Consider the following 17,438-nt stretch of genomic DNA (forward strand, 5'->3'; position numbering starts at 1 on the left):
TTCGTCAGCCCAGTCGGGCGAGCCGGGCGCGTACCGCGTCGGCGTCGGGATGGTCCAGCCGTTCCAGGATGGTCAGCGCTCCCCGCCACGCCGCGCGGGCGCCCTCCCGGTCACCGGCGGCACGCCGGGCGCTGCCGAGATGGGTCAGGACGATGCTCTCGTCGTACCTGATGCTCAGCTCCCGGGTCAGGGCGAGCGCGCTGCGGTAGCACCCGGTCGCCTGCTCGTGGTCGCCCAGGTCGAGGTGGACCTGGCCGAGGCTGTCCCAGGCCTGCGCGGCCCGGCGCCGGTCACCGGTGCGCTGGTGCAGCACGAGGGACCGCCGGCAGTAGCCGAGCGCCTGCCGGTGCTCCCCGAGGTGGGTGAGGTACCAGCCGATCGCGTTCAGTCCGTCGGCCTGCCCGGCCACGTGGCCGAGGGCCCGGTAGAGGGCGAGCGCCTCACGTGCCTGCGGGAGCGCCTCGGTGTAGCGGCCCTGCCGGTCGAGCACCCAGGCGAGGTTGAGCCGGGTGTGCGCCTGGCTGGTGCGGTCGCCGGTCTCCTCGAACAGCCGAAGGGCGCACTCGAAGTGCCGGTGGGCGTCCTCGTTGTCGCCCAGCTTCGCCCGGGCCCGGGCCAGCCCCCAGTGCGCGTGGGCCCGGCCGCGACGGTCGCCGAGGCGCCGGGCCGCCGTCATGGCGACCTCCTGCACCGCGGCCAGGTCGTGCCAGTACGCGTGGACGTCGAGGAAGTCCAGCAGGGTCCAGGCCAGCTGCCAGGCACGGCGGTCCGCGCCGATGTGGGCCGCCTGCGCGACGGCGGCCAGGAGCACCGGCTTCTCCGCCCGGAACCAGGCGAGCGCCTCCGCGTAGCCGGTGAGGACCGTCGGCACCGTGCCGGGCTCGGGCACCGAGTCGGTGATCGGATCCCGGTGCGGGTCCAGCAGGCGGGCGGCGTTGTCGGCGGTGTGCAGGTAGTGGTCGAGCACGCGGTGCCGGGCCTGCCGCCGGTCGGCGGCGTCGTCGTGGGTGTGGGCCAGCTCCGCGGCGTACCGGTCGAGCAGGTCGTGGGAGGCGTAGCGGCCGGGGGCCGGCTCGCCCAGCAGGTGCGCGCCGGTCAGCTCCGCCAGGAGCGGCTTGACGCACGGTGCCGACCGGCCGGCGAGACTGGCCGCGGCCGGCGCGGCGACGTCCGGGCCGGGATGCAGGCTCAGCAGGCGGAGCATCCGGGCGGCCTCGCCGGTCAGGGTCCGGTAGGACCAGGAGAAGACGGCGCGCAGGTCGGTGGCGAGGTCCCCGCCGTCGAACGGATCCAGCGCCGCGTGCGGTTCGTCCGCGGCCCGCCGCAGCTCGGCCGTCAGCGTGGCGAGCGGAAAACCGGGCCGGGTGGCGGCGCGCGCGGCGACGACGGCCAGGGCGAGCGGCAACCGCGCGCACCGGGCGATCAGGTCGTCGACCGCGCCCGGGTCGGCGGCCAGCCGGTCCGCGCCGAGACGCCCCGCCAGCAGTTCCCGGGACTCCGGCGTGGACAGCAGGCCCAGGGTCAGCGGGTGCGCGCCCTCGCTCACCACCAACGGGGTGAGCTCGTTGCGGCTGGTGATCAGGACGAGGCAGCCGGGCGCCGCGGGCAGCAGCGGCCGGACCTGCGCGGCGTCGCGGGCGTTGTCGAGGACGACGAGCACCCGCCGGCCCGCCAGCAGGCTGCGGTACAGCCCGGCCTGTGCGGCCGGCTCGACGGGAATCCGCTGCGCCGGCACCCCGAACGCGTCGAGGAAGCCACGGATCGCGGTGGCCGGATCCACCGGGCCGCCGTGACCGGCGAAGCCACGCAGGTCGACGTGGAGCTGCCCGTCGGGGAACTCGCCGGCGCTCCGGTGTGCCCAGTGCACGGCGAGGGCGGTCTTGCCGGCACCGGCGGTGCCGGACACCACCACGATGGGCAGGGTGCCGGGCTGGTCGGCGTGCGCGGCCCGCGCGGAGCGCAGCAGGGCGTCGAGCCGGGCCAGCTCCGGGCGGCGGCCGACGAATCCCCGCACCGCCACGGGCAACTGGGCCGGAACGGGGCCGGACGGCGGCCGGCCGCAACGCGCGGCGGCCACCCGGTGCGGCTCGCCCGGCGCGGGCGGCGCCAGGTCGGCGTCCTGCCGCAGGATGGCGGCGTGCAGCTCGCGCAGCGCCGGACCGGGGTCGACACCGAGGTCCGTGGCCAGGGCCTCGCGCAGCCGCTGGTAGGCCGCCAGCGCGTCGACCTGCCGGCCGGCCCGGTACAGCGCGAGCATCAGCCGGTGGTGGATCTGCTCGCGGTACGGATGTTCGGCGGCCAGCTGCGCCAGTTCCGGCACGAGCGAGCCGTGTTCGCCCAGCGCCAGCCGCGCGTCGAGCAGCGCCTCCCGCGCCGACAACTCGAGTCCGGCCAACCGCTCGGCCTGCTCGTCGAGCCAGCGCAGCCCGGCCAGGTCCGCGAGCGGCCGTCCCCGCCAGAGGGCCAGCGCGGCGCGCAGCGGTACGGCGCGCTCGGCCGGCTCCGCGGGTTGCCTGCTCTCGCCGATCAGCCGCCGCGCCAGGTGCAGGTCGGTGGCCTCCCGCGGCAGGTCGAGGGCGTAGCCGTGCGGACGTACCGTGATGGCCGCCCGGCCGAGCACCCCGCGCAGGTACGAGATGTGCCGTTGCAGAGAGTTCCTCGCGGTGGCCGGCGGCGTGCCGTCCCAGACGATGTCGATGAGCAGGTCGGGGTGCACGGCGTCACCGGCGTGCAGGGCGAGCGCCGCGAGCAGGGCCTTGCGCCGTAGGCCGGGCACCGGCCGGGACCGATCCCCCTCGGCGACGTCGACCGGCCCGAGAAGTCGGACCCGAATGGCCGCCACCTCCACTTCTGCGCGGTCGAGCAATCGAATGCTAGCGATCGCCACCGGGTCAGCGCGCGTCAGGTTCACGTCAGCGCCGGATGCGACCGTGCGACGGCGCGGTCCGGGGGGTCAGGTCTCCGCGCGCAGCAGAAGCCCGATCAGAGGAAGTGAGGGACCCATGATGCTCAGGCACGCCATCCGCAGGATGTTGACCGGCCTCACCGCGGCCACGGTGGTCGCCGCCGGAACGGTCGCCGCGAGTGCGACGCCGGCGCTCGCCGTGACCGCGAAGCTGGAGATCCTCCTGCAGTGCCAGACCAACGACGGCCGCTACTGGGACTACACGGTCCGGGTGAGCGGGGTGACCTCGCGCACCTACTACGACAAGTACTCCGTCGAGGTCCGGATCTGGGGCGACGACGAGTGGAGCGACGACCTGCTCAGCGGGCCGCACCGGACGTACTACGAGCCCGAGGCGGGGGGCTACTACTCCTTCGCCATCTGCATGAACAGCTCGACGTTGAACGAGGACATCGGTCAGGACGACATCTACGCCGGCGTACGCGTCTACAACGTCAAGGGCGTGAACACCGAGACGGCGGAGTCGAACCGCTGGTACGGCTACTTCTGACCAGCGGGATCCTCGCCGTCGGGGGCCACCCGGCCCCCGACGGCGAGCTCCGTCACCCGCTACGCACGCGTGCTCAGAAGCGGTCCCGGGTCCCCAGGAGGGCGTGGTACGCGGCGCGGCGCCAGGACGCGAGTTCGGCGTCGATCGCGGCCCAGCGGCTGTCGTCGACGTGGAGCATCCCGCCGATGCCCGGCAGTGCCTCGATCAGCCGCATCCGCTGGTCCTCGCTGGGATGGGTGCTCCACAGGTCGGTGGTGCGCCGGCTGAGCTGCCGTGCCAGCGGAAGCTGGGGGGCCAGGTGTCGCCGGGCCTCGGCCGCGATCGACTCGAGCTGCTCGCTGTCCAGGCGAGGCGCCTGGTGCCACAGGTCCTGCCAGATCCGGTCGGCCAGCAGGACCGTCTCGGCGGACTGGAGAAAGGCTCCGGTGCCGGCGACGCGGCGAGCGACCAGGTCGGCGCGGTACTCGGCGCGGCGGCTGTCGGGCATGGCGACGCTGTCGACGAGAAGCTGCGCGGTCGCGCCGGCGACGTTGACCAGGGCGAGGGCCCCCTGGACGAGCATTCCGAGCAGGACGACCGTTCCGCTCCCCTGCTCGGCCAACGAGTTCGCCGAGTGCAGGGCCCGCCGCCAGGGGTTCCGCCCACCGGTGGCCGCCACCGCCCGCGCACCGAACGCCCTCGCCGGCAGGGTCCGCCGTACCCGCAGGGGATCGCCGTTGGCCAGGTGGCCCAGTTCGTGCGCCAGCAGCGAGACGCGGGCCGGTCGCGGCAGCATCAGCCACAGGGGCATCCCGACGACGAGCACCGACCGCTGGCGCCACCCCAGCCGGGCCACGCCCGCGTTGATGTTCAGATCGGCACAGATGACGTCGGGAACCGGGGTTCCCGCGGCAGCGGCGACCTCCCGCACGAGACGGTGCAACTGCGGGGCGTCACGCTCGGCGATCGCCCCGTACCTCGGCACCCGACCGAACGAGGGCTTGACGAGCAGCAGAACGAGGACGGCGGGGATCGCCAGCACCAGCCGGACTCCCGGTGGCGGGCCGTCGGCCACGACGAGCCAGGCGAGGTAACCCAGCGCGGCCACGCCGATCAGGGCCAGCACCACGGAGAAGACCATCAGCCAGACCTCCCCCCGTGAGGTACCGGCCGCGCTCGCGGCCGGGTCGGCCAGCAGCTCCTCGTGCGTCGCCCGGTCGACCTCCAGCCCGCGCCGGAACCCCCACCGGCCGACCAACCGGGTGCCCCGCCACGGCGCCAGCGCAGGGTCGTACACGTCGAGGTTCCAGCGGCAGGCGGGGCACCAGGAGGCGATCCCCGCCTCCACCTCGACGAGGCCGTGGGCGCAGGCGGGACAACGGCTCGGCATCGTGGTCTTCGTCGGCACGAGGCCGGAGTGTAGATCGCGGCGACCGGGGACGGGTGCCCGCGCATCGCGGGCCTGACGCGTAAGAAATCGGAAATGGATCGGCACCGCACCCGTGGCTAGGCTGGCCTCCGGGTACGGGAGGTGCGCCGTGGCGCAGCGGGTGCTGGTGGTCGACGACGACCCCACGGTGGCCGATGTGGTCTGCCGCTACCTGGAGCACGCGGGCTACGAGGTCGCGCACGTCGGGGACGGGTCCGCGGCGCTGGCCGCCGTGGCCCGGCACCCGCCCCACCTGGTGGTGCTCGACCTGATGCTCCCGGTGCTCGACGGCCTGGAGGTCTGCCGGCGGCTGCGGCAGCGGCCGGACGGCGTACCCATCGTCATGCTCACGGCCCGCGGCGACGAGGCCGACCGGGTCCTCGGCCTGCAACTGGGCGCGGACGACTACCTGAGCAAGCCGTTCTCCCCCCGCGAACTGGTGCTGCGGGTCCGCTCGGTGCTGCGCCGGGCGAATGGTGACCCGGCCGGCGCACCGCCGCCGGAACTGCTCGCCGACGGCGGCCTGGAGGTGGCGACCGGGCCCCGGGTGGCCCGCCTGCACGGGCGGGAGCTGACCCTGACCCTGCGCGAGTTCGACCTGCTGGTGCACCTCATGTGGCACCCGGCCCGGGCGTTCCGCCGGGCCGAGCTGCTGGAGCGGGTCTGGGGGTGGAGCTTCGGCGACCAGTCGACGGTGACGGTCCACGTGCGACGGCTGCGGGAGAAGATCGAGGCCGACCCGGCCGATCCCCGCCGCATCGTCACCGTCTGGGGCGTCGGCTACCGGTACGAGCCGTCCCGTGCGTGACCTGGCGCTGATCTTCGGGGCGGCCCTGGTGGCGGCGCTCGCCGTCGGGCTGGCCGGCGCCGTGGCGCTGCGGCAGCTGCGCGGCCGGTCGATCACCGTGCACATCTCCGTGCTGCTCGCCATGACGGTCGGCGCGGTGGCGGCCGGGGTGGCGGTGGTCGCCGAGGCGATGTTCCTCTCCCCGCACGACCTCGAGGTGGTGCTGACCACGCTCGCCGCCGCCGCGGTGGTGAGCCTCGCGGTCGGCTGGCTGTTCGGCCGCCGGCTCGCGGCCGCGGCGGTCTGGGCCGACCAGGCCCGGGAGCGGGAGCGCCGGATCGAGAAGGGCCGCCGGGACCTCGTCGCCTGGGTCTCCCACGACCTGCGCACCCCGCTCGCCGGGATGCGGGCGATGGCCGAGGCGCTGGAGGACGGGGTGGTGGGCGACCCGGCGACGATGACCGAGTACCACCATCGGATCCGGGTGGAGACCGACCGGATGACCCGGCTGGTCGACGATCTGTTCGAGCTGTCCCGGATCAACGCCGGCGCGCTGCGGCTGTCGCTGTCGGCGGTGCCGCTCGGCGACGTGGTGTCCGACGCGCTGGCCGGCACCGCGCCGCTGGCCGCCGCGCGCCGGATCCGGCTCCTCGCCCCGGAGTCGGGGTGGCCCACGGTGACCGCGAGCGAGCCGGAGCTGGCCCGGGTGGTGGGGAACCTGCTGCTCAACGCGATCCGCTACACCCCGGAGGACGGCACCGTCCGGGTGGACGCCGGGCGGGACGCCGGCACCGCCTGGCTGGCCGTGGCGGACACCTGCGGGGGGATCCCGGAGCGCGACCTGCCCCGGGTGTTCGACGTCGCGTTCCGGGGGGAGCGGGCCCGCACTCCCCCGCGGGACAGCGGCGACGGGGAGGGTTCCGGCGGGCTCGGGTTGGCGATCGTGCGTGGCCTGGTCGAGGCGCACGGCGGCCGGGTCGAGGTCGGCAACGTCGCCGGCGGCTGCCGGTTCGTCGTCCGGCTGCCGTCGCCTGCGTGACCGGGAGGCCGCACGTCGTCCGGTGACGTGGACCGGTGCGGCGCGGGCCGCTACGGCCGGATCAGTTCGGCGAACCAGCGGTCGTCGGCGGGAAACACCTCGCGGACGGCGAGGCCCGCCGCGGCGGCCGCGCGATGCACCGCCCTGGTGTCCAGCCGCGCCCAGCCGAAACTCGGCCCCCGGTGGCGTCCCGACACCACGTGTGCCCGGCCCTGCCAGGAGCCGCTGCCGGGCGGGTCCAGCTCGGCCAGGACGCTGCCGTCCGCCCGGAGCAGCTCCCGGCACCGGCGCAGCAGCCGGCGCGGGTCACCGCCGATGCCGATGTTGCCGTCCAGCAGCACGACGTGCTGCCACCGGCCCTCCGCGGGCAGCGGACGGAAGAGGTCGGCCTGGACCGCGACCGCGCCCCGGGCGCGGGTGAGCGCCACCGCCCGGGCCGAGACGTCGACTCCGACCGTGACCAGCCCGGCCCGGGTCAGCGCCACGGTGAGCCGGCCCGGACCGCAGCCCAGGTCCAGCGTCGGGCCGGCGCACCGGGACACCACCGTGGCGGTCGCCGGCTCGGCCGTCCCGTGCCACCGATCCACCGGCAACCGGCGGCGGGTCCCGTCGGCCTGCACGAGCCAGTGCGCGGTGGCGTCCCCGTGCCGTAGCGCGCCGGCGAACGCGTCGGTGCTCACCGCCGGCCGCCGACCGGCCGGGCCCGCCGTACGGCGGCGACCTCCCGGGCGAAGCGGCCGGCCGGGACCAGGCCGCTGACCGCGAGCGCGTCGGTCCAGTCGTCCACGTCGCGCAGCAGCGGCAGCGTCGCGATCCGCATGCCGCGCCCGGCCAGCGCCGCCCGGGTACGCCGCCCGGTGCCGGGGGTGGACATGGGCAGCCCCCGCAGGGCGGTCGCCTCGCGGGGGTCGCGCAGGCCCAGCGCCCACCAGCCGCCGTCCGCGGCCGGGCCGAGCGCCGCGTCGGTCCCGGGCGCGCCGAGCCGGCGTACGGCGGCGGCCAGCCGCGCCGCGGTGAGCTGGGGGGTGTCCATGCCGATCTGGAGCACCGGCCGCCCCGGGTACGCGGCGGCCACGTCGGCGTGCGCGTGCGCGAGCCGGTCGGCGAGACCGTCGCCGCGCTGCGGCAGCACCGGCCAACCGGCGACCGCGGCGGCCAGGTCCGCCCCGTCCTCGGCGTCGGCGAGCCGGCCGGCCAGCGCCAGCACCGGGACGACCCCCGGGGTGGCGGCGACGGCGTCGAGGGTGTCGTGCAGCGCGGCCGCGGCGATGCGGGCCGCCTGCGCGGGCTCGGCGGGCGGGCACAGCCGGGTCTTGACCGCCCCGGCCACGGGGGCCTTGGCCACCACCAGCAGGACGGTCACCGCCGGCCGTCCACGCTGCGCAGCACCGCCAGGAAGTCCCGGGTGGCGCGGACCGTGCCGCGGACCGAGCCGGAGACCTTGGACCGGGTCCCGGCGGCGCGCGGGGCGTACCGGACGTCGCGTTCGTGGATGCGCCAGCCGGCGGCAGCGGCCCGGATCATCAGTTCGAGGGGGTAGCCGAAGGCCCGGTCGGTGACCCCGAGGGCGAGCAGGGCGTCCCGCCGGGCGACCCGGATCGGGCTGAGGTCCCGCAGCGGCACCCCGCGCTGGCGCAGCAGCGCGGCGACCAGCGCCGTGCCGGCCCGGGCGTGCCACGGCCACGCCCCGGCGGACACCGGACGGCGCCGGCCCACCGCCAGGTCGGCGGCACCGGCCGCCACCGGGGCGACCAGGGCGGGCAGCTCGCCCGGGTCGAAGGAGCCGTCGGCGTCGAGCACGCAGACCAGCTCGGTCTCGGCGTGTTCCAGGCCGGCGTGCACGGCCGCCCCGTAGCCGCGGCGCGGCTCCCGCACCACCCGGGCGCCGTGCCGCGCGGCCACCTCCGGGGAGCCGTCCCGGGACCCGTTGTCCACCACGATCGCCCGGTAGCCGGGCGGTAGCGCGGTCAGCACGCCGGGCAGGGCGGCGGCCTCGTCGAGGCACGGCAGCACCACGTCGATCTGTGTCGGCATGCCGCCGACGCTAGGCCGGTCCGTGCCGCGCGAGGCCCCGATCGTGCTTACGGAACCCTTACCGAGCAGGCATTTCTTACCATCCGGTGACGCTGGAGCGGATCCGCCCACCCGGAGCCGCGGCGGGCCGTACCGTCCGGTCGTCATGAGATCCGCAGCCACCCTCCCCCGCGTTCCCGGCCCGCGGCGGACCGCCCCCGGGCATCGGGGCGACCTCCTCGCCCTCGGGGTCGAGGCGGTGCTGCTGGCCGCCGCGGTCGTGGCCGGGCTGGTGCTCAACCGGCGCGGTGCGGGGCTGCACGCGGACGCCGCGCCGCTCTACGCCACCTGGCGGCCGCACGCCGGGTGGGGCACCCCGCTCGCCGTGCTGGTCGCGGTGCTCGTGCTCGGGCCGGGCCTGCGCTGGGCGCGGACCGCCCGCTGGGGTCCGCTGCTGGCGGCCGGCTGGCTGGCCGCGGTGGCCTGGACGCTGTCACTGGCCCTGATCGACGGCTGGTCGGCGGGGCTGGCCCGGCGGCTCACCGTGCAGGCGGAGTACCTGCACGAGGTGCCCGGGGTCGGCGACATCCCCGGGATGCTGGCCGGCTTCACCGACCGGATCCTCGACTTCCAGCCGGACTCCTGGTCCACCCACACGGCCGGACATCCGCCGGGCGCCCTGCTGGTCTTCGTCTGGCTGGACCGGATCGGCCTGGGCGGGGGCGCCGCCGCGGCGCACTGCTGCGTGCTGGTCGGCGCGACCGCCGCGGTGTCGGTGCCGGTCACCCTGCGCGCGCTGGGCGCCACCGGGGCGGCCCGGGCGGTGCTGCCGTTCCTGGTGCTGCTGCCCGGCGCGGTCTGGCTGGGCGCCTCCGGCGACGCGGTCTTCACCGGCGTGGTCGCCGCCGGACTGGCCCTGCTGGCGGTACGCGGGCCGCTCGCCGCGCTGGCCGGCGGGCTGCTGCTCGGCTTCGCGCTGCACCTGTCGTACGGGTTCGTGCTGGTCGGCGTCCTGGCGCTGGCCGTGCTGGCGCTGCGCCCCGACCGCCGGCGAGCCGCGCTGCTCGCCGCGACGGCCGGCGTCGCCGGCGTCACGGCGCTGTTCGTCCTGGCCGGCTTCCGCTGGTGGGAGGGGTACGACCGGGTCGTCGAGCGGTACTACCAGGGCTGGGCGGCCGAGCGCCCGTACGGGTACTGGGTCTGGGCGAACCTGGCGGCGCTGCTGCTCTCCGCCGGGCCGGTGCTCGGTCCGGCGCTGCGCCGCACGGCGCTCGCGGCTCGGGCGGCCTGGCGGTCACCCGACTCGCCCGGCGACCGGGTGCGAGGGCGCTCGCCCGGCGACCTGGTGGCAGGCTTACCGGACCTCGGGCTCCGCGGGGCCGTCCGGCTCGGCCGGGGGTGGGTGGCGCGGGTGCTCGCGCTCGGGCCGGCGGTGCTGCTGCCGGCCGCCGCGGCGCTGGTGGTGGCCACCGCCGACCTGTCCGGGATGAGCAAGGCCGAGGTGGAACGGATCTGGCTGCCGTTCGCGGTCTGGCTCCTCATCGCGGCGGCCCACCTGCCCGCACGGACCCACCGCTGGTGGCTGGCCGCCCAGGCACTCACCGCACTGACCGTCAACCACCTGCTGTTCACCGTCTCCTGACCACGCGCGCCCCGCCGGCCCCGATGATCATGAGGTTGGCGGTGACGAATCGGGCGGATCGCGCCGCCAACCTCATGATCGACGGCAGCGGACGGCCGGCTCAGGCGGGCAGGGCGGCGGGTTCGCGCAGGGGGTCGGTGGCGAAGGCGGTCACGCCGTCGGCGAAGGCCACCCGGGCGGTGTAGCCGAGCAGGTCCCGGGCCCGGGTGGGATCGGCGACCACGTGCCGAACGTCCGCCGCCCGGGCGCCGCCGACCACCTCCGGCTCGGGCCCGTCCATGGCCCGGGCGAGCTCGGCGGCCAGGTCGCCGACGGTGTGCGGCTCGCCGGAGCAGACGTTCACCGGGACCAGACCGTCCGGCGTGGGCGCGGTGAGCGCCAGCAGGTTGGCCCGGGCCACGTCGGTGACGTGCACGAAGTCGCGGCGCTGGCGGCCGTCCTCGTACACCCTCGGTGGCCGGCCGCCGGCCAGCGCCGAGCGGAACAGCGAGGCGACCCCGGCGTACGGGGTGTCGCGGGGCATCCGGGGGCCGTAGACGTTGTGGTAGCGCAGCGCCCACACCCCGCCCCCGGTCTGCCGCGCCCAGGCCGCCGCGTAGTGCTCCTGGGCGAGCTTGCTGGCGGCGTACGTGCTGCGCGGCTCCAGCGGGGCGTCCTCGGGGACCAGGGCCGGATCGAGGGTGCCGCCGCAGGCGGGGCAGGTGGGGTCGTACCGGCCGGCGGCCAGGTCGGCGGCCCGGCGGGGTGCGGGGCGGACCACGGCGTGCCGGGCGCAGGTGTAGCGGCCCTCGCCGTAGACCACCATCGAGCTGGCCAGGACCAGACGCGACACGCCGGCTCGATGCATGGCGGCGAGCAGCACCGCCGTGCCGTGGTCGTTGTGGCCGGCGTACCCGGGTGCGTCGGAGGGGTCCAGGCCGTGCCCCACCATGGCGGCCTGGTGGCAGACCGCGTCCACCCCCGGCAGCAGCCGGTCCAGCAACCCGTCGTCGCGGACGTCGCCGATCACCGGGTCGTGCCGGCGCGCCCACTCGGGCAGCGCGCCGCCGTGCGCCTGGGGCAGCAGCGCGTCGAGGCAGACCGGCTCGTGGCCCTCGGCGGCCAGCAGGTCGGCGATCTGCGATCCGATGAAGCCGGCCGCGCCGGTGACCAGTACCCGCATTCGGCCAGGCTAGGGCACCGGACGGCCCCGGTCGGGCGGTTCGCGGCGGACGTCAGCGGTCCGTAAGGGACGGCGTCGGTAAGGGTTCGGTAATGCCGCGAAACGGACCGATGGGGGGTCGCGGCGTCTAGCGTCCTGCAGAGGGACCACCGGCGGCCGGGTGGGCCCGGACCGCGGATCAGGAGGAGACGTGCCCGCCAGCCCACCGCCACCGGACGACGCGCCGTCGGCCGCGCCGGCGGCCCTGTGGTCGGGGCTGGCCCGGCACCGGCCGCCGGGGGTCGACGCCGTCGACCGGGCCTGGCGCAGCCCCGTCCGCGGGCCCTGGCTGACCTCGGTGCTCGGCGCCGTGCTGCTGGCCACCCTGCCCCTGGTGGTCGTCACCGGGCTGCTCGACTGGATCGCCTACGGTCCCGGTCTCGGCCAGGCGTTTCCCCGGGACGTGGGCTGGCTGCACCCGCCGGTGTTCGACTGGCCGACCCGGCCCGCCTGGCTGTTCCGGGTGACCCAGGGGCTGCACGTGACGCTCGGGATCGTGCTGGTGCCGGTGGTGCTGGGCAAGCTCTGGTCGGTGGTGCCCAAGCTCTTCGACTGGCCGCCGGCCCGCTCGGCCGCCCAGGTGCTGGAGCGGCTGTCGCTGCTGCTGCTGGTGGGCGGCATCCTGTTCCAGACGGCCACCGGCCTGCTCAACATCCAGTACGCCTACCTGTTCGGCTTCGACTTCTACACGGCGCACTGGTACGGCGCCTGGATCTTCACGGCGGCGCTCGTCGTCCACGTGGCGATCAAGTTGCCCCGGCTGGTCACCGCGCTGCGCGGGCCGGGCTTCGCGCGTACCCCGGTGGAGCGGACCCGGCCGGAGCCGGCGGATCCCGACGGCCTGGTGGCCCGGCGGCCCGGCGCGGCGACGATGAGCCGGCGGGGCGTGCTGGCCCTGGTCGGCGGCGGGGCGCTGCTGCTGGCGGCGCTGACGGTCGGGCAGAGCGTCGACGCGCTGCGCTCCACCGCGCTGCTGTTGCCCCGCGGCCGGCGCATCGGCGACGGGCCGACCGGTTTCCCGGTCAACCGCAGCGCCGCGGCGGCCGGCGTCACGCCGGAGCAGACCGGGCCGGGCTGGCGGCTCACGCTGCACGCGGGCAACCGCACGGTCGCCCTGGACCGGGCCCGGCTGCTCGCCCTGGCACAGCACACGGCCGTCCTGCCGATCGCCTGCGTGGAGGGGTGGTCCACCACGCAGACCTGGAGCGGGGTCCGGCTGCGCGACCTCGCCGCCCTGGTCGGGTCGGCCGATCCGGCCGCCGCCCGGGTCCGGTCGCTGGAACGCGCCGGCCTGTTCCGCGAGGCCGTCCTGCACGGCGGCCAGGTGACCGACCCGGACGCGCTGCTCGCCCTGCGGGTCAACGGCGTCGACCTGAGCCCGGACCACGGCTACCCGGCACGGGTCATCGTGCCGGCACTGCCCGGCGTGCACTGCACGAAGTGGGTGGCGGAGATCGTGTTCGATGGCTAGGTTCCGGCGTGCCTACGGCGCCGCGCCCTGGCACCTGCTGCTCCTGGCCGGCTGCTTCGCGGTCACCGGCTGGGTCGCGCTGCGGCTGGCCGGTGCGGCGTCGGCCGGGCGGATGCTGCTCTGGTTCCTCGGCGCCGTGATCGCACACGATCTGGTCCTCTTCCCGGTGTACGCGGCGCTCGACCGGATGCTGCGGAGCGCCCTCGGCCGGGGTGGCGTCCCGTCGCGGCTGAACCACGCCCGGGTCCCGGCGCTCGGCGCCGGCCTGCTGTTCCTGGTCTACCTCCCCGGGATCCTCGGGCTCGGCGACGGCACCTACCTGGCGGCGACCGGCCAGGCGCCCCGGGCGCTGCTCGGCCGGTGGCTGGCGGTCAGCGGCGCGCTGTTCGCCGTGAGCGCGCTGCTCTACGCCGCCCGGCGCCTGGCCCGCCGGCGGCGGCCCTCGCGGCCCGCCGGTTGATCGGATTACTGTGTGGGACCACCGCCCCTCGACACCGTGGGAGCCGCATGAGCATCCGCGTGTACCGCAACGCCGACATCCACACGGGAGACCCCGGCAACCCGTCGGCCGAGGCCCTGGCCGTGGACGGTGAGCGCCTGCTGGCCGTCGGCGGGGAGGCGGAGGTGCGCCAGGCCGCGGGCCGGGGTGCCGAGCTGATCGACCTGGCGGGCGCCGCGGTGCTCCCCGGGCTCTACGACGCCCACATCCACACCGCCCAGTACGCGCAGAGCCTGGGCGCCGTCGACCTGCGCGGGGCGCGCAGCCTGGACGAGGCCCTCGCCATGGTGGCCGCGCACGCGGCGCGGCTGCGACCGGGGTCCTGGCTGTTCGGCGGCCGGTGGAACAGCAACACCTGGGATCCGCCGGCCCAGCCGGACCGGTACGCCCTGGACTCGGTCTGTCCCGGCCTGCCGGTCGCGTTGCCGAGCGTGGACGGCCACACCGTGTGGGCCAACTCCTCGGCCCTGCGGCTGGCCGGCATCGACGCGCGCACTCCCGATCCGGCGGGCGGCGAGATCGTCCGGGACGCGAGCGGCGAGCCGACCGGCATCCTGCGCGAGACGGCCTCGGACCCGCTGCGCGACCTCATGGTCTCCCCCGACCTGCGCGACCTGCTGCGCACCGGGCAGGAGGCGCTGCTCGCGCGCGGCCTGACCAGCGTGCACGACATCGACGGTGAGGACTGCCGGGCGGCGTACCTCGCGCTGCGCGACGCGGGTCAGCTGAAGCTGCGCGTCCACAAGGCGATCCCGACGGCGCACCTGGAGGCGGCCATCGCCGAGGGCCGCCGCACCGGGCAGGGCGACGACTGGGTCCGCACCGGGCCCGTGAAGATCTTCAGCGACGGGGCACTCGGCTCGCACACCTGTCACATGAGCAGGCCCTTCGCCGGTGAGCGCGAAAACGTGGGCATCGCCGTCACCCCGTACGAGGATCTGGTCGCGTTGTTCACGCGGGCCGCCGGGGCCGGCATCGCGGTGGCCACGCACGCCATCGGCGACCGGGCCAACCGCCTGGTCGTCGACGCCTACGAGGCGGTCGGCCGCACCCCCGGGGTGCGGCACCGCATCGAGCATGCGCAGCACCTCCGCCCCGCCGACCTGGCCCGGATGGCCACCCTCGGCATCGTCGCCTCGATGCAGCCGGTGCACTGCACCAGCGACATCGACCTGGTCGACTCCCTGCTGGCCGGGCACGACCTGGCCTCCTACGCCTGGCGGGGCATGCTGGACGCCGGCGTCACGCTGGCGTTCGGCTCCGACGCCCCGGTCGAGAGCCCCGACCCCTTCGCCGCGCTGTACGCCGCGGTGACCCGCGCCCGCCCCGACGGCACACCGGCCGGCGGCTGGCAGCCCGAGCAGCGGCTGAGCATGGCCGAGGCGATCCACGCCCACACCCTCGGCGCCGCGGCCGCGGCCGGCGAGCAGGACCGCAAGGGCAGCCTCACGCCCGGCAAGCTCGCCGACTTCATCGCGGTGGACACCGACCCCTACCGGGAGTCGCCGGAGGCCGTCCTGCACACCACGGTCCTCACGACCGTCGTGGGCGGCGAGATCCGCTGGCAGGAACCGTGACGCAGCCCGGCCGCCGGGCCCGCGACCTCGGCGTCGTGGTCGGGCCACTCCCGACCGGACGGCACAACGCGATCACCGACGTCGCCGGCGTACTCGTGGGGCACACCACCGTCGACGACGGCGCCGACCTGCACACCGGCGTCACCGCGGTGGTGCCGGCCGCACTCGGCCCGCCGCGGTGGGCCCTGCCGGCGGCCGTCCACACGGGCAACGGGTACGGGAAACTGGTCGGCTCGACCCAGGTGGACGAGCTCGGCAACCTGGAGTCGCCGGTCGTCCTGACCGCCACGCTGTCGGTGTTCCGGGCGGCGGACGCGGTGCTGACCCACCTCATGCGACGCCGGCCGGACGGGCTGTCGTTCAACCCGCTGGTAGGCGAGACCAACGACGGCCACCTGTCGGACATCCGCCGGCGCCCGATCACCGAGCGGCACGTGCTCGACGCCATCGACGGGGCGTCCGCGCAGCCGCCCGCCGAGGGCTGCGTCGGTGCGGGCACCGGCACCTCGGCGCTGGGCTACAAGGCGGGCATCGGCACGTCGTCCCGGGTCGTACGCACGGCGGGCACCGCGGTGACCGTGGGCGCCCTGGTGCAGGCCAACTTCGGCGGCGTGCTGACCGTGCTGGGTGTCCCGCTGCCGGTCGACGAGCTGGTCCCGCACGCCGACCGCGCCGAGCCGCCCGGCAACTCGTGCATGATCCTGGTCGCCACCGACGCCGCCCTGGACGCCCGGCAGCTCGGGCGGCTCGCCCGCCGGGCCGTCTTCGCCATGGGCCGGGTCGGCGCCGCCTACGCGCACGGCAGCGGCGACTACGCGGTCGCGTTCAGCACGGCGGAGCCGGGCCGGCAGGCCATCCCCGACGCGCAGCTCGACCCGATCTTCGCCGCCGTCCTGGACTCGGTCGAGGAGGCGCTGCTCAACTCCCTCTTCGCCGCCACGACCACCCGCGGAGTGGGCGGTCGCACCAGTCACGCCGTGCCGCACGAGGCCGCCGTGCGACGGTTGGCCGCCGCCGGCCGGCTGCGGCGACCCTGACTGTCCGCTCAGCCCCGGCGCGGTTCACCACGGCTCTGCCGCACCGGGCGGTCCACCGGGTGTGGATCCCGGTGTCGTCGCGGACACCGTGAGCGGGGTGCCCGTCGCCACGGGACAGCAGCCCGCCGAGCAGCGCGGCGGCGAGGGCGGCCAGCCCGGCCGCCGCGAAGCCGCCCGCCGGTGTGGAGACGTCGATGGCGATCCCGACGATCGGTGATCCCACCGCGAAGCCGGCGCTCTGCGCCGAGGACTGCAGCCCCGTGACCTCACCCCGCACGCCGGCCGGCGCCAGGCGACTCACCGCGTCGGCCACCGCGGACAGGGTCGGCGCGGTGAGCAGCCCGATGCCGACGACGGCCGCGCACAGCCACGGCCAGTCGTGGGCGAGCCCGGCGGGGACGGTCAGGAGCCCGAGCAGGCCGAGCAGCAGCCACGTGGGCAGCGGCCGCGGCAGCGCGCCGTATGCCAGCCCGCCCGCGACGGAGGCACCACCGAACACGGCCACGACGACGGCCGCCCAGGACACCTGACCGGCCTCTTGGAGCGTGGCGACGATGGCGAGGTCGACGCCGCTGAGCAGCGTCGTGGCGCCGAACGCCATCAGCAGCACGGCGACAAGTCCGGCGCCCAGCCACTCCCGGCGCGGGGGCCGCTCCGCCGCGCCGGCAGCCGCCTCGCCCTCGGCCCGCAGCGGCGGGTTGAGCAGTGCGATCCCGGCTCCGCCGGCCGCGATGGCGGCGCCGACCCCCCACGCCACCGCACCGGGGGACGTCTCCGCCGCGGCCAGGATCACCACCGCCGGGCCCACGAGGTACGACAGCTCGCCCTGCACTGATTCCAGCGCGAACGCGGCCCGGCGGTGCCGTTCCGTCGTCATGGCGGCGATCGCCTGCCGGGTCACCGCCTGGGCCGGCACCATCAACAGACCCGCCACGAAGGCGGCGCCCAGCAGGATCCCGTACGCCAGGCTCGGCACGCTCAGCCAGAACACCACCTGCAGCACGACGGTGGCCAGGAGCACGGTACGCGGGCCCCGCCGGTCGATCAGGCGGCCGAGCAGCGGCCCGCCCAGCGCCACCCCGGCGGTGAGGGCCGCCGCCACACCGCCCGCCGCCGCGTAACTCAGGTCCAGGTCCAGCACGACGTACAGGGTCAGCGCCATCACGTCAGCGGTGATCGCGGCGCGGGCGAGCAGCGAGACGCCCAGCAACGACGCCATCCCCGGCACGGCGAGCACTTCCCGGTATCTCGTCACCACATGACGCTAGATCCGCCTCCAGGTCATAGGAAGTGCTTAATTCGTTGGGGC

Annotated in this window: 15 protein-coding genes; 8 read left to right on the top strand and 7 right to left on the bottom strand. The window is 76.2% G+C overall.

Features of this window, described 5'->3' with window-relative positions:
* Positions 1-4: 4 nt before the first annotated feature.
* Positions 5-2,842, bottom strand: a complete 2,838-nt coding sequence (locus GCE86_RS14645; RefSeq protein WP_204341969.1) for an AfsR/SARP family transcriptional regulator — start codon at positions 2,840-2,842, stop codon at positions 5-7.
* Between the two features lie 160 nt (positions 2,843-3,002).
* Between GCE86_RS14645 and GCE86_RS14650 the strand changes: the two genes are divergently transcribed.
* On the top strand, positions 3,003-3,455 hold the full coding sequence (locus GCE86_RS14650) for a hypothetical protein (protein ID WP_154227487.1): 453 nt from the start codon (positions 3,003-3,005) through the stop codon (positions 3,453-3,455).
* A gap of 73 nt (positions 3,456-3,528) precedes the next feature.
* Here GCE86_RS14650 and GCE86_RS14655 read toward each other — a convergent pair whose 3' ends face one another.
* Positions 3,529-4,842, bottom strand: coding sequence for a M48 family metallopeptidase (locus tag GCE86_RS14655; protein WP_154227488.1), 1,314 nt, complete (start codon positions 4,840-4,842; stop codon positions 3,529-3,531).
* Positions 4,843-4,972: 130 nt separating this feature from the next.
* Here GCE86_RS14655 and GCE86_RS14660 point away from each other — a divergent pair, with 130 nt between their 5' ends.
* On the top strand, positions 4,973-5,671 hold the full coding sequence (locus GCE86_RS14660) for a response regulator transcription factor (protein WP_154227489.1): 699 nt from the start codon (positions 4,973-4,975) through the stop codon (positions 5,669-5,671).
* On the top strand, positions 5,664-6,689 hold the full coding sequence (locus GCE86_RS14665; protein ID WP_154227490.1) for a sensor histidine kinase: 1,026 nt from the start codon (positions 5,664-5,666) through the stop codon (positions 6,687-6,689). The genes GCE86_RS14660 and GCE86_RS14665 overlap by 8 nt, the downstream gene beginning before the upstream one ends.
* Positions 6,690-6,739: 50 nt before the next feature.
* On the opposite strand, the gene GCE86_RS14670 is transcribed toward GCE86_RS14665, so the two are convergent.
* From GCE86_RS14670 to GCE86_RS14680, 3 genes are read right to left on the bottom strand one after another with little or no spacing between them, the layout of a single operon-like run.
* Positions 6,740-7,369 carry a methyltransferase domain-containing protein gene (locus GCE86_RS14670; RefSeq protein WP_154227491.1) on the bottom strand — a complete coding sequence of 210 codons (630 nt, stop codon included), beginning with the start codon at positions 7,367-7,369 and terminating at the stop codon, positions 6,740-6,742.
* Complete coding sequence (locus GCE86_RS14675; protein WP_154227492.1) at positions 7,366-8,052, bottom strand: TIGR04282 family arsenosugar biosynthesis glycosyltransferase; 687 nt, start codon at positions 8,050-8,052, stop codon at positions 7,366-7,368. Before GCE86_RS14675 ends, GCE86_RS14670 begins: the two co-directional genes overlap by 4 nt.
* Entirely contained in the window at positions 8,049-8,723 is a 675-nt protein-coding gene (locus tag GCE86_RS14680) for a glycosyltransferase family 2 protein (RefSeq protein ID WP_154227493.1), read from the bottom strand. The genes GCE86_RS14675 and GCE86_RS14680 overlap by 4 nt, the downstream gene beginning before the upstream one ends.
* Before the next feature lie 145 nt (positions 8,724-8,868).
* Between GCE86_RS14680 and GCE86_RS14685 the strand changes: the two genes are divergently transcribed.
* Entirely contained in the window at positions 8,869-10,344 is a 1,476-nt protein-coding gene (locus tag GCE86_RS14685; RefSeq protein WP_154227494.1) for a hypothetical protein, read from the top strand.
* Positions 10,345-10,444: 100 nt separating this feature from the next.
* Here GCE86_RS14685 and GCE86_RS14690 read toward each other — a convergent pair whose 3' ends face one another.
* Positions 10,445-11,506 (bottom strand): NAD-dependent epimerase/dehydratase family protein, encoded by a 1,062-nt coding sequence (locus GCE86_RS14690; protein WP_154227495.1) that lies wholly within the window; start codon positions 11,504-11,506, stop codon positions 10,445-10,447.
* 190 nt (positions 11,507-11,696) lie between these two features.
* On the opposite strand from GCE86_RS14690, the gene GCE86_RS14695 reads away from it, so the two are divergent.
* Genes GCE86_RS14695 through GCE86_RS14710 form a run of 4 tightly spaced genes read left to right on the top strand, consistent with a single transcriptional unit; the run spans position 11,697 to position 16,129 of the window.
* Positions 11,697-13,016 carry a molybdopterin-dependent oxidoreductase gene (locus GCE86_RS14695; protein WP_154227496.1) on the top strand — a complete coding sequence of 440 codons (1,320 nt, stop codon included), beginning with the start codon at positions 11,697-11,699 and terminating at the stop codon, positions 13,014-13,016.
* The gene (locus GCE86_RS14700; RefSeq protein ID WP_154227497.1) at positions 13,009-13,476 is read left to right on the top strand and encodes a hypothetical protein; all 468 of its coding nucleotides are present in this window, start codon (positions 13,009-13,011) and stop codon (positions 13,474-13,476) included. The genes GCE86_RS14695 and GCE86_RS14700 overlap by 8 nt, the downstream gene beginning before the upstream one ends.
* Positions 13,477-13,523: 47 nt before the next feature.
* Positions 13,524-15,092, top strand: a complete 1,569-nt coding sequence (locus GCE86_RS14705) for an amidohydrolase (RefSeq protein WP_154227498.1) — start codon at positions 13,524-13,526, stop codon at positions 15,090-15,092.
* On the top strand, positions 15,089-16,129 hold the full coding sequence (locus tag GCE86_RS14710) for a P1 family peptidase (RefSeq protein WP_208818098.1): 1,041 nt from the start codon (positions 15,089-15,091) through the stop codon (positions 16,127-16,129). The genes GCE86_RS14705 and GCE86_RS14710 overlap by 4 nt, the downstream gene beginning before the upstream one ends.
* Here the strand turns inward: GCE86_RS14710 and GCE86_RS14715 are convergent.
* Positions 16,011-17,384, bottom strand: coding sequence for an MFS transporter (locus GCE86_RS14715; RefSeq protein ID WP_204341968.1), 1,374 nt, complete (start codon positions 17,382-17,384; stop codon positions 16,011-16,013). The two genes, GCE86_RS14710 and GCE86_RS14715, sit on opposite strands and share 119 nt — an antisense overlap.
* Between the last annotated feature and the right edge of the window lie 54 nt (positions 17,385-17,438).

Source organism: Micromonospora terminaliae (genome assembly GCF_009671205.1).
In the GTDB taxonomy this organism is placed as follows: Bacteria; Actinomycetota; Actinomycetes; order Mycobacteriales; family Micromonosporaceae; genus Micromonospora; species Micromonospora terminaliae.

Coding starts and splice junctions, on each gene's coding strand:
- GCE86_RS14700 (WP_154227497.1), top strand. CDS start 13,009: ATGGCTAGGTTCCGGCGTGCCTACGGCGCCGCGCCCTGGCACCTGCTG.
- GCE86_RS14650 (WP_154227487.1), top strand. CDS start 3,003: ATGATGCTCAGGCACGCCATCCGCAGGATGTTGACCGGCCTCACCGCG.
- GCE86_RS14680 (WP_154227493.1), bottom strand. CDS start 8,723: ATGCCGACACAGATCGACGTGGTGCTGCCGTGCCTCGACGAGGCCGCC.
- GCE86_RS14690 (WP_154227495.1), bottom strand. CDS start 11,506: ATGCGGGTACTGGTCACCGGCGCGGCCGGCTTCATCGGATCGCAGATC.
- GCE86_RS14705 (WP_154227498.1), top strand. CDS start 13,524: ATGAGCATCCGCGTGTACCGCAACGCCGACATCCACACGGGAGACCCC.
- GCE86_RS14685 (WP_154227494.1), top strand. CDS start 8,869: ATGAGATCCGCAGCCACCCTCCCCCGCGTTCCCGGCCCGCGGCGGACC.